Below are 11,953 nucleotides of genomic sequence, written 5' to 3'. Positions count from 1 at the left end.
GTGGCGGGACTGTACCTCGTCGCCCTGATCGTCTCGGCGCTCGGGGTGCTCGCCGTCGACCTCCGGCATCGCCTCGCCCTCGGTGCCGCCCCCGGGAGGACGCTGCTGCTCATCGCGTGCGGCACGGTCTTCCTGCTCGTCTGGGACATCGCCGGCATCGCGAGCGGCGTCTTCGTCCGCGGCGACAGCCCGCTGCTGCTCGGCGTGGACCTCGCCCCGCACCTCCCGCTCGAGGAACCGGTCTTCCTCGCCTTCCTGTGCCACCTGACGCTCGTCGTGCACGCGATCGCCCTGCGTGTCGCCGCGCGGCGACGTGCCGGGCGGGAGGCGGCGTGACGTATCCGCTCCTCGTCGTCCCGTTCGCGCTCGTCACCGTCGTCGTGACCCTCGTCTCGGCGCGGCGCCCGGGTGCCAAGGCGCGCCTCACGGCCTCCCTGTGGACGGCGCTCGTCCTCATCGCCTTCACCGCGGTATTCGACAACCTGATGATCGCGGCCGACCTGTTCACCTACCCCGAGCAGCACATCAGCGGCATCCGCATCGGGCTCGCACCGATCGAGGACTTCGCGTACCCGATCTGCGCGGCGTTCCTGCTGCCCGCGATCGGTGCCCTCCTTCCCGCGCCCCGCCTTCGTTCGCAGCGGGATGCCGCATGAGCCCGGCGCTGTTCGTCCGTCAGCTGTTCGTCTCCTCACGACCGGTGAGCTGGATCAACACGGCGTACCCGTTCGCCGCGGCGTACCTCCTCAGCGCACGCGAAATCGACCTCGTGCTGGTGATCGGGACGATCTTCTTCCTGATCCCGTACAACGTCGCGATGTACGGCGTCAACGACGTGTTCGACTACGAGTCCGACCTCCGCAACCCCCGCAAGGGCGGCGCGCACGGAGCCATCCTCGACAAGCGGCTGCACCCCGCCGTCCTCTGGGCGTCCGTGCTGCTCTGCGCCCCGTTCGTCATCGCCCTCGTGATCGCTGGGCCCCCGGCATCCTGGCTCGTCCTCGGCCTGAGCCTGCTCGCGGTCGTCTTCTACAGCGCGCCGCCGCTCCGGCTGAAGGAGCGGCCGTTCGCCGACTCGATCACCAGCAGCATCCACTTCTTCTCGCCCGCGGTGTACGCGCTCGTCCTCACCGGCGCGATGTGGACGCCGCAGCTCGTCCTCGTGATCGTCGCGTTCGCCCTCTGGGGCGTGGCGTCGCACGCGTTCGGCGCCGTGCAGGACGTCGTCGCTGACCGCGAGGCGACGATCTCCTCGATCGCGACGGCGCGCGGCGCCGCGTGGACCGTGCGGTTCTCGCTCGTCGCCTACGCGGCCGCCGGAGCGCTCATGCTCGCCACGGAATGGCCGGGACCGCTGGCCGCGATCGTCGCCATCCCGTATCTCGTCACGGTCTGGCCGTACCGGTCGATCCGTGACGCGGATGCCGCAGCCGCCACCCGCGGCTGGGACCGCTTCCTGTGGCTGAACCAGATCGCCGGGTTCCTCGTCACGCTGCTGCTGATCTGGTGGTGGCTGCTCGTGCGCTGAGCCGCCACCACCCGATCGGTCGGGGTCACTCCCCGTCGAGCTGGATCAGTCGGTCGATGATGTTCGTCAGCCGCTCGTCCTGCTCGCCGTAGGCGGCCCAGTCGCCCTTCTGCATCGCATCGTCGCGGGCGAGCATGACCTCGCGCGCCTCCTGCAGCAGGCGAGCGGTCTCGTCGCCGACACCGGCCGGCGGCGTGGAGGTGCCGTCCGTCGGCTCCGGCGACGGGGTCGCGCCGGGTGTCGCCGACGGCGTCGGGGTCGTCCCGTCGTCGCCCGCGGTCGCGCCGGAGTCGCCGCCGAAGAGCTTGTCGAGTGCCTGCTGGAGGGTGTCCTCGAAGGCGACCTGCTTGCCGAAGGAGACCAGGATCTTCCGCAGCTGCGGCAACTGCGTTCCGCTGGAGGCCTGCACGAAGACCGGCTGCACGTACAGCAGGCCGCCGCCGACGGGCAGGGTCAGCAGGTTGCCGTTCAGGACGTCCGACTGGCCCTGCTGCAGCAGGTTGACCTCGCGGGCGACGCTCGCGTTCGAGCGGAACTCGTTCTGCACCTGTCCGGGACCGGGAACGGACACGTCCGCCCCGATCTCGAGCATGCGGAGCGTGCCGTAGTCCTCGCCCTTCTTGCCGGCCTCGGATCCCGCGTTCGAGTCCACCGCGAGGTAACCGAGCAGCACGTTGCGCTCGTCCTCACCGACCGAGGCGGGGATGAACGAGGTGAACATCGAGAACGAGGGCTTGTCCTGCCCCGGCATCTGCATCGTCAGGTAGTACGGCGGCTGCAGGTTCGCCGGCGTCACCGGGTCCTGCGGCGTGCGCCAGGCGTTGTCGCGACGGATGAAGGACTGCGCGTCGTCGACGTGGTAGGTCCCGAGCATGGCGCGCTGCACCTTGAACAGGTCCGTCGGGTAGCGCACGTGGCTCATGAGGTCGCCGGACATCTCGCTCACCGGCTTCAGCGTCGACGGGTAGATCTTCTGCCACGCCTTCAGCAGCGGGTCCTGGTCGTCCCACGCGTACAGCGTCACCGAACCGTCGTAGGCGTCGACGGTCGCCTTCACCGAGTTGCGGATGTAGTTGACGTCGTCGAGCGCGACGCGCGGCTGCGTGTTGGTCGTGTCCGAGATCGCATCCCGCAGGCTCACGATCGAGGAGTACGGGTAGTTGTTGCTGAGGGTGTAGCCGTCGATGATCCACACGACACGACCGTCGACGACGCTCGGGTAGGGGTCGCTGTCGAGCTCGAGGTACGGCGCCACCTTCTGCACGCGATCGCGCGGGTTGCGGTCGTAGAGGATCTGCGACTTCTCGTTGATGCCGTCGGAGAAGAGGATGTCGGTCGACTGGAACTTCAGCGCGTACAGCAACCGGTTGAAGGGGTTGCCGATGTTCGGGCCGCCGTCGCCCGCGAACGTCGTACGGGTCTGGTCGGCGCCGTCCTCACCGCGGGGGTAGTCCAGCTCGACGGGGTCGCTGCCCTCGGGAGCTCCGACGATCGAGTACGGCGGCGACGACTCGCCGAAGTAGATGCGCGGTTCGTACTCCTCATTCTGCGTGAGGTCGCCCGCGGTCGGGATGCCGCGCTCGAGGAAGACCGGGTTGCCGTCGTCCGTGCGCTCGTTGCCCTTGGCCGCGACGACACCGTAGCCGTGCGTGTAGACGAGGGTGTTGTTGTACCAGGACTGCGCGGTGCCCAGCTGGTCGAGGTTGAGCTCGCGCACCGAGACGACGGCATCCTGCGTCTTGCCGTCGATCTCGTACCGGTCGACGTCGAGCGGGTTCTGGAACTGGTAGTACGAGCGGTACTGCTCGAGCTGACGCACCGTCGGACCGATGATGGCGGGGTCCATGATACGGATCGACGCCGTGGTGTCGGCGTCCGCGCGGAGCTGCCCCTGTTCGGCGGTCGTGACCGCCTCGTACGGGGTCTTCTCGAGCCCATTGATGCCGTAGGCGAACTTCGTCGCCTCGAGGTTCCGCTCCACGTAGGGCGCTTCGTAGGTCTCTAGGTTCGGCGCCACCTGGAACTGGCTCACCGCCCACGGGTAGGCGACGCCCACCACGAGCGAGGAGACGATCAGGAGCGCGGTGCCGATGAGCGGGAAGCGCCAGCGGCCGATGATCGCGGTGACGATGAACAGCGCCGCGACGATGGCGGCGGCGACGGAGAGGATCGCAAGTCCCGGGATGACCGCGTTGACGTCGACGTAGCTCGCGCCGGTGAAGCGCTCGCCCTGCGTCGTGAGGGTCTTGTACTGGTCGAGCCACAGGCTCACGGCCTGCACGGCGAGGTAGAGCGCCGCGACGATGGCCAGCTGGATGCGGGCGGCCTTCGAGATGCGCAGCTCGCGCTGGCCGACGCGCACCGATCCGTAGAGGTAGGAGACGACGACGGTGACGAGCAGGCAGATGAGCAGGACGGCCGAGGCGAACCCGAGGACGACGCTGTAGAACGGCATCTGGAACAGGTAGAACCCGGTGTCCAGACCGAACTGCGGGTCCTTCTGGCCGGTGGAGACGCCGTTCGCCCAGAGCCAGACCGTCTCCCACTGCGCGGAGGCCGCGAACCCGGCGAAGAAGCCGAAGAAGACCGGGATGCCCCACATCGCCAGGCGTCGTAGCGGTTCGACGACCTCCTGGTAGTGGTCGAGCTGCGAACTGAGTCGCGCGTAGACCGGACGGAGCCGGTAGGCGAGCTGGATGGCCGCGAACACGGGCAGCGCCATCGCGGCGAAGCCGACGAGGAACATGACCACGCGGGCGGTCCACTGCGTCACCAGGACGCCGTCGAAACCGAGTTGCCGGTACCACTGCCAGTCGGTGTACAGGCCCGCGAACGCGAAGAACGCGATCACCAGGGCGACGAGCACGCCGACGGTGATGGCGATCGTGCGACGAACGGGGTTCGGAGGGGTGGACGTGGCAGGCCCGGCAGGTGTCGAGGTCACCCTTTCATCCTAGGCGGGGGTCATCGGGCGCGCGGCCGGGGCGCGGTGCGCTCTGGGCGGAATCGCAGGGGCGGGATGCCGCGCTCAGCCGACCGTGCACACGGGCAGGTCGTCGACGCCCTCCCCCGTGCGGATGGCGTCGAGGGCGGCGAGCGAGTCGTCCAGGGTCGCGACCGGGATGACGCGCAGGTCACCCGGGATGTGCCCGACGACCTCGTCGCAGTTGCGCTGCGGGGCGAGGAAGTAGTCCGCACCGGCATCCAACGCTCCGTAGAGCTTCTGACGGATGCCGCCGATCGGACCGATCGTGCCGGCCGAGTCGATCGTGCCGGTGCCGGCGACCTGTTCGCCGCCGTTGAGCTCGCCGGGGGTCAGGGTGTCGATGATGCCGAGGGCGAACATCTGACCGGCGCTCGGACCGCCGATGCGGTCGAGCTGGATCGTCACGTCGATCGGGAAGTCGAAGTCGCGGGCCGTCGTGATCCCGATGATCCAGACCGGGCCGTCCGCCGTCTCGCTGCGCACCGGGGTGACGGTGACCGTGCGCTCGGCGTCACCTCGTCGGATGACGAGCTCGACCGGGTCGCCGCCGCCGTCGTTGATCACGGAGCGGAGCTGCGCCGTGTCGCCGATCGGGGTCCCGTCGGCGCTCACGATCTCGTCGCCGACCTCGAGGATCCCGCTCGAGGGCGAGTCCTCCGTGAGGGCGCCGACGCCGACGTGCGAGCGGACCTCGTAGCCGAGCTGCGTGAGCGCCGCCGCCGCCGCCTCCTTCTGCGAGTCGACCATCAGGGCGGCGTTCTCCTCGTTGCGCTGCTCGGTGGTCGTCCCGGCGGGGAACACCTGGTCGATCGGCAGGACCGCCTGGGACGGGTCGAACCACGCCATCGCCAGCTCGAACCACGAAGGGGTGCGTTCGCGGTTGCCGGCGATCTGCACGGTGGTGAGGTCGAGGGCACCGGCCGTGGGATAGGTCTCCGCGCCGCGGACGGAGATGAGCGGGACCTCTTCTCCGTCGGTGTTCTCGGCGGAACCGAGGGTGTTGACGACGGGTCCCTGGCGCTGGATGACGAACCCGGTCGGGAGGAAGCTCAGCACCAGGAGCGCCACCAACGCGATCACGAGCGCCCAGACGCCCACGGAGAAGCGACGCGACCCGCCGGACCGCCGCGGGTCGGTGGAGCGCGACGGGGTGGCGGTGGCGTCCTCGAAAAGCGACACGCGCGTCCTTCCTCCGGCGCTCGTTCGCGGCCGGCGTACACGGGATGTCTCCCGCTCGGACCGGGCGGAGAAAACCTGCCATTAGCGTAGAACGAGACGTCTCCCCCCTGCTGAAAGGCGCCTGACATGACCGATGACGCGGACCGGACCGGCGACGATCTCCCCGGCGACGACGACCTCGCCGAGATGCTCCGCCGGATGCTGGGCGGTCAGGGCGGGATCGACCCCGACCAGCTGCGGCAGCTGTCGGGGATGGGGATCGACCCGGCGATGATGCAGAACATCATGCGCCAGTTGCAGGCGGCGATGGCAGGAGGCGACGGCGACGACGGCGTGGACTGGTCGGCGGCGAAGACGCAGGCGCTCCACATCGCCAACCGCGACGGACTCGGGATCACGACGGGGGCGCGCACCGAGTTCGACCAGGCCTTCGCGCTGGCCTCGCTCTGGCTCAGCGAGGCGACGACGATCGGCGAGCTCGCCCAGACGCCCCGCCCGATCACCCGTGGGCAGTGGGTCGAGGCGACGCTCCCCGTGTGGCAGGAACTCGCCGAGCCGGTGGCGACCTCGATCAGCGACGCCCTCATGGCGGCGCTCGAGTCGCAGACCCCGGAGGAGATGCGTCCGGCCATCGAGGGCGCCGGGCGCCTGATGCGCCGCGTCGGCGGGGCGCTGTTCGCCGGCCAGCTGGGCGCGGTGATCGGCAAGCTCTCGCTCGAGGTGGTCAGCGGCGGCGATGTCGGCATCCCGCTCATGCCCACCGGCGAGGCCGCGATCCTGCCGCAGAACTTCGCCGACTTCGGACGCGACCTCGAGATCGAGGAGGACCAGCTCGCCCTCGTCCTCGCCACCCGGGAACTCGCCCACGCACGCCTGTTCCGTCACGCGAAGTGGCTGCGGCTGCACGTCATCTCGCAGGTGACCGACTTCGCGCGCGGCGTCCACGTCGACACCGACGCGCTCGAGGACCTCGCCTCGCGGTTCGACCCGTCCTCCCCCGACGAGCTGAAGGCCGCGATCGAGAGCGGCGCCCTGCTGCCGCAGCGCTCCGAGGCGCAGGTCGCGGCCCTGACCCGGCTCGAGAACCTGCTCGCGACCATCGAAGGCTGGGTCGACGTCGTCACGGCGGACGCGACGACCCGCGTGCCCTCCGCCGACCGCATCGCCGAGGCGGTTCGCCGTCGCCGGGCCGTCGGAGGTCCTGCCGAGCAGGCGATGGCGTCGCTCGTCGGCCTCGAGCTCCGTCCGCGACGACTCCGGGAGGCCGCGGCCATGTGGCGCGCCGTGACGGATGCCGTGGGTTCCGCTGCTCGCGACGGTCTCTGGGACTACCCCGACCTCATGCCCACGGCCGAGGACATCGACGAACCGGCGGGACTCATCGCGCGACTGCAGGCGCGTCAGCGGGGCGAGGAGCCCGAGCGCGACGCGTTCGACGACGCGCTCGAAGCGCTGCTCGACGAAGAGGCCGGCGGACAGGACGACCCGTTCACGGGCGACGCCGCGGGCGGGGACGACGGTCCCACTGGGCCGCGCCCCGTCTGACCCGCGCCTCCTCCACAGGCCCCGGCCCGCGCCCATGGCACGACGGGCCTGTGGAGGGCACACCCGCCGGCGGCGGCATCACGGCCAGAATCGCGGCATGCTGCGTCTCGCCCCCTCCCACCCGCCGCTGTGGCGCACACCCACCAGCGTGCAACTCGGCATCGACGACGAGCGCCCGCTCACGGGCCTGCAGCCCTGGCAGGAACGTCTGCTCGACGCGCTGGTCGACGGCATCCCGGACGGTCGCCTCGTACCGCTCGCGCGGGAACTGGGCGCGGGCCCGGGTGAGGCGAACGCCTTCCTCAGCCGCATCCGAGACGCCCTGGTCGCCGACGCCGCGCCGGTCCCGCCGGTCCGCATCGAGCTGCCCGCCGACCTCGGCCACGACGACGAGACGACCCTCGTGGCGGGCCTCGCGGCCGCGGGTCTCGAGATCGCCGCGTGCGAGCGGTGGGCGCTGCCGCCCGGGCCGGGCCCGGTCGTGGTCGTCGCCGCCCAGCTGATCGATCCGCACCGCGCGGCGCGCCTCGCGGCGGAGGACACCCCGCATCTGCCGATCGAACTCGCCGGCGACCGTGTCGTCGTCGGCCCGCTCGTCGTGCCGGGCCGCACCGCGTGCATCGCCTGCCTGCACGCCGATCGGCGCGACCGCGACCCGGAATGGCCGCTCGTCGCGGCTCAGCTGCTCGCGCGCCCGTCCGTCGCGACCGAGCCGCTCCTGCTGGTCGAGGCGGCGGCGCTGGCCGCCCGGTTGCTGCGCACCGGCGACGCGGGACGGTCGGTCGTCCTCACCGCGGCGGACGGACAGCGCGAGACCCGCGCGCACCGCCCTCACGCAGCGTGCCTCTGCCGATCTCCTGAAGGAATCTGGAGCGCTGACGCTCCCGGTTCCCCGACCGTCGAGCCCACGAGAGCGACAGCGTACGCGCGGCCCGCGTGACACCCACGTAGGTCAGGCGACGCTCCTCGTCGATCTGCTCGAAGCTCGTCGCGTACGAGATCGGGAGCAACCCCTCGCTGAGGCCCATGAGGTGCACGTGCGGCCACTCGAGGCCCTTCGCGGCGTGCAGCGTCGCGAGAGTCACCGTCCGCATCGTCGGCTCGTGCTGCGCCTTGGCGCGCGCCGTCAGCTCGTCGGTGAACGCGCGGAGCGTCGTGCCCTCGGGCGCCTCCTCGGCGAGGCGGAGCACCGCGGCCCGCGCCTCCCAGGCGTCGCGCAACGCCCCGCCCGCCGGCGGCGCCTCGTCGGTCAGCCCCAGCGACCGAAGGACGTCGCGGACGGTCGCGAGGAACGATCCCGACAGCGGCGCCACAGAGGCGCCGCGCAGGGCGAGGAGGGCCTGGCGCACCTCGGGCAGGTCCCAGAACCGCTTGCCGCCGAGGACGGTGGCGGGGATGCCGCGGGCGGAGAGCGCGGCCAGCAGCGGCGCCGATTGCGCGTTCAGCCGGTACAGGACGGCCACGTCGTGCGGGTCGACTCCGGAGGCGAGCTGCGCGGCGATCCGCGCGGCGATACCCTCCGCCTCCGCGGCGTCGTCGTCGTATGCGGTGACCTCGGGGGCGGGCCCCGCGGGTGCGGGGGTCGAGAGCTGCAGTGCCCCGGGGCGCCCGCGCATCAGCTCGTTGGCGACCGCGAGGACCGCGGCATCCGATCGGTAGTTGCGCTCCAGGCGCACGACCGTCACGTCGTCGTCCCGCGTGGCGAAGTCCAGGAGGTAGCGGGGATCGGCGCCGGCGAAGGAGTAGATCGTCTGGCTCGCGTCGCCGACGACGCAGAGGTCGCGGCGATCGCCGAGCCACAGCTCCAGCAGCCGGTTCTGCACCGGCGACACGTCCTGGAACTCGTCGACCGTGAAGTGCCGGTACTGCTCGTGGACGGCGGCGGCGACCCGCGGCTCCGACTCGATCATGCCCGCGCACGCGAGCAGCACGTCCTCGAAGTCGAGCTGACGCCGCTCGTCCTTCAGCTTCTCGTAGGCGCGCTGCAGGGCGATGAGGGGGTCTAGGGCCAGACCCGGGATGCCGCCGGGGCGATCGACCGCGTACTGCTCGATCGAGCGCATCGTGACCTTGCGCCATTCGATCTGCGACGCGACGTCGCGGAGGGTGGAGGCATCCAGCCGCAGACCGATCCCGTCGGCGGCGTGCGAGAGCAGTCGCACCTTGCTGTCGACGATCGCGGGAGCGGTGTCGCGCGCCACCTGCGGCCAGAAGAAGTTGAGCTGCGCGAGCGCGGCGGCGTGGAAGGTGCGCGCGGCCACACCCTCGACGCCGAGGGCGCGCAGCCGGCCGCGAAGTTCACCGGCGGCCTTCGTCGTGAAGGTCACGGCCATGACGCGCTGCGGCGAGTACGCGCCGGTGTCGACGCCGTGGGCGATCCGGTGGGTGATGACCCGCGTCTTGCCGGTCCCCGCGCCGGCGAGCACGCAGACGTGCCCGCGCAGCGTCGACGCCGCTTCGCGTTGCCGCTCGTCCAGGTCCGCGAGGGGGTCGACGCTCACTCCCCCACCCACCGCAGGATGAGGCTGCGCGCGATGGACGCACGGCCGGGCAGGCGGATCTCCCCTCGGCCGGCGAGGGCGTCGCGGATCTCGTCGCGGGTGAACCAGCGGACGTCGAGGATCTCCTCGCCGTCGGCGCGGGCCTCCGCATCCGCGACGGCGTGGGCGGTGAAGCCGAGCATGAGCGAGCGCGGGTAGGGCCACGCCTGCGACCCGCGGTACACGATCCGATCGAGACGGACGCCGGCCTCCTCCGCGACCTCACGCTCGACGGTCGTCTCCAGCGATTCGCCGGCCTCGACGAACCCGGCGAACGTCGAATAGGTGGGGATGTCGCCCCAGGCCGCGTTCCGGCCGAGCAGCAGACGCTCGCCGTCGGCGCTCGCGACGGCCACGATCACGGCGGGATCCGTCCGCGGGAAGTGCTGCCGGCCGCACTGCAAGCAGCGTCGGGACCAGCCGGCCTGCTCGACGCGCGTCTCTCCGCCGCACGCGGGGCAGAACGGCGCGTCGATCAACCACCGCCCGATGCTCAGTCCCTGCACGAAGCGTCCGGCCTCGTCGGCGAGGAGGTCGCCGCCCACCGCGCGGAGCCCCGCCCACTCGACGCCCGGGATCACGGGCTCGTCCGCGGATGCCGGGAGCGCTGCGACGACGACGGGCCGGTGCGCGTCGTCGCGGCCGAGGAAGGCCCACACGGCTCCGTCCGGGACGGCGTCGGGGGCGACCCAGTGCAGCGTCGACGGGCCCCCGACGGGGGCGCGGTCGCCGTGCAGCAGCAGCACGCGGGTGTCGGCATCGGTACGGATGCGGTCGAGCAGACCGTCGTCGAGTCGCTCCTGCGCCGCGCGGTCGATGACCGCGCGCGCCAGGGGCGGCGGGACGTCCTTCGTCGTCATCGAGGACCTCTCTTGCGGGCGTGGCGCCGGTGCGCGGGGGCGTGCCCCGCCTACCCTGGGGGGCATGGCACGCTCTCCTCTCACTCTAGCCGCGGCTGCCACGGCGGCTCTCTCGCAGGCGACGGGTGTGCGCACGGCCATCACGGGCGCCGCGGCCCTCACCGAGGGAGCGGGCGGGCGTTTCGACAGCGCCGTCATCCACCTCGACGACGGCTCGCGCCTCGTGGTGCGTGTCCCCGAGAGCGACGAGGCCGAAGCCGAGGCCGTCCGGGAGACGACGGCGCTGGCCGCCCTCACGGCGGGGGTCCGCGCCATGCTGCCTTTCCTGGCTCCCGAGCACGTCGGACAGGCGCGCCTCGGCACCCGCACGGCCCGCGTGCAGACCTACCTGCCGGGCTACCGGGTCGACGCCTCACACGTCCCGCCGGGTCGCGGGGTGGCGACCGCCCTCGCGGCGGCGATCGCCGGCATCCACGATCTGCCGTCCTCGATCGTGCAGGGCGCGGGGCTCCCCGCCCGGACCGCGGCGCAGGTCCGCACCGACACCGAGCGTCTGCTCGACCGCGCCGAGGCGACGGGCCGTCTGCCGTTCGGCCTGCTCCGCCGCTGGAGCCGCGCCGTCGCCCTCGACGCGCTCTGGCACGTCGAGCCCACCGTGACCCTGGGCGGCGTCGACCCGTCCGCCTTCACGCTGACCGACGTCGACGGGGTCCCGACGGTCTCGGGGCTGCTGACGTGGGGCGGCCTGAGCATCGGAGACCCGGCCGAGGACCTGCGCTGGATCGCGAGCGCCCCCGACGCGGCATCCGACGTCGTCGTCGCCTACAGCGCCGCCGCTGGCCGCTCCCCCGACACCATGCTCGCCGAGCGGGCCCGCCTGCACGCCGAGCTCGAGTTCGCGAAGTGGCTCGTCCACGGACACGATTCCGCCTCCGAGACGGTGACCGCGGATGCCGTGGCGCTGCTCGAGTCGCTGGATGAGAGCGTCCGCGACGAACCGCCGATCGGCAGCGGGACGATCAGCGTCGACGACGCCATCGCCGCGCTCGGGCGCGTCCCCGCCGGCGCGGCCGAGGCCGTCGACACCTCGATGCACACCGACGCCTACGACCCCGGTCTCATCGACGGCCTCCTCGACGAGGACGCCGAAGCCACGGCCGCGCCGGCCGCGTCTGACGCCGTCGACCAGGAGACCGAGCCGATCGAGTTCAGCGACTGGCCGGGGACCGACGACGCACCCGCCGCCGAGGAGAGCGATCCCGACGACGCCGCGAAGAACGCGCTGCGCCGGTGGACGGGCACGGCCTGACCCCTC

General features: G+C 71.9%; 9 protein-coding genes. 5 read left to right on the top strand and 4 right to left on the bottom strand.

All coding sequences use genetic code 11. From position 1 onward, the window contains the following. Genes AYL44_RS03425 through AYL44_RS03415 form a run of 3 tightly spaced genes read left to right on the top strand, consistent with a single transcriptional unit; the run spans position 1 to position 1,528 of the window. Complete coding sequence (locus tag AYL44_RS03425; protein WP_064001837.1) at positions 1–336, top strand: lycopene cyclase domain-containing protein; 336 nt, start codon at positions 1–3, stop codon at positions 334–336. Continuing rightward, positions 333–656, top strand: a complete 324-nt coding sequence (locus AYL44_RS03420; protein ID WP_064001836.1) for a lycopene cyclase domain-containing protein — start codon at positions 333–335, stop codon at positions 654–656. The genes AYL44_RS03425 and AYL44_RS03420 overlap by 4 nt, the downstream gene beginning before the upstream one ends. After that, positions 653–1,528 carry a prenyltransferase gene (locus AYL44_RS03415; protein ID WP_064001835.1) on the top strand — a complete coding sequence of 292 codons (876 nt, stop codon included), beginning with the start codon at positions 653–655 and terminating at the stop codon, positions 1,526–1,528. The genes AYL44_RS03420 and AYL44_RS03415 overlap by 4 nt, the downstream gene beginning before the upstream one ends. A 25-nt stretch (positions 1,529–1,553) precedes the next feature. Here the strand turns inward: AYL44_RS03415 and AYL44_RS03410 are convergent, their stop codons facing one another. Together AYL44_RS03410 and AYL44_RS03405 are read right to left on the bottom strand one after the other, a co-directional pair. Then, positions 1,554–4,472, bottom strand: a complete 2,919-nt coding sequence (locus AYL44_RS03410; RefSeq protein WP_064001834.1) for a UPF0182 family protein — start codon at positions 4,470–4,472, stop codon at positions 1,554–1,556. An 84-nt stretch (positions 4,473–4,556) separates the two neighbouring features. Beyond that, positions 4,557–5,693, bottom strand: a complete 1,137-nt coding sequence (locus AYL44_RS03405; protein ID WP_064001833.1) for a PDZ domain-containing protein — start codon at positions 5,691–5,693, stop codon at positions 4,557–4,559. 126 nt (positions 5,694–5,819) lie between these two features. On the opposite strand from AYL44_RS03405, the gene AYL44_RS03400 reads away from it, so the two are divergent. Further along, positions 5,820–7,238 (top strand): zinc-dependent metalloprotease, encoded by a 1,419-nt coding sequence (locus tag AYL44_RS03400; protein WP_064001832.1) that lies wholly within the window; start codon positions 5,820–5,822, stop codon positions 7,236–7,238. 788 nt (positions 7,239–8,026) lie between these two features. Here AYL44_RS03400 and AYL44_RS03390 read toward each other — a convergent pair. Then, positions 8,027–9,739 (bottom strand): ATP-dependent helicase, encoded by a 1,713-nt coding sequence (locus AYL44_RS03390; protein WP_064001830.1) that lies wholly within the window; start codon positions 9,737–9,739, stop codon positions 8,027–8,029. Next, complete coding sequence (nudC, locus tag AYL44_RS03385) at positions 9,736–10,638, bottom strand: NAD(+) diphosphatase (protein WP_064001829.1); 903 nt, start codon at positions 10,636–10,638, stop codon at positions 9,736–9,738. Before nudC ends, AYL44_RS03390 begins: the two co-directional genes overlap by 4 nt. Before the next feature lie 64 nt (positions 10,639–10,702). Here nudC and AYL44_RS03380 point away from each other — a divergent pair, with 64 nt between their 5' ends. Beyond that, entirely contained in the window at positions 10,703–11,947 is a 1,245-nt protein-coding gene (locus AYL44_RS03380) for a phosphotransferase (RefSeq protein WP_231872715.1), read from the top strand. The last annotated feature ends 6 nt before the right edge of the window (positions 11,948–11,953 follow it).

It is taken from the genome of Microbacterium oleivorans (assembly GCF_001644225.1).
Classification (GTDB): Bacteria; Actinomycetota; Actinomycetes; order Actinomycetales; family Microbacteriaceae; genus Microbacterium; species Microbacterium gawkjiense.
The sequence above is the reverse complement of the archived record's forward strand: the minus strand, read 5'-3'. Positions and strand labels throughout refer to the sequence as shown.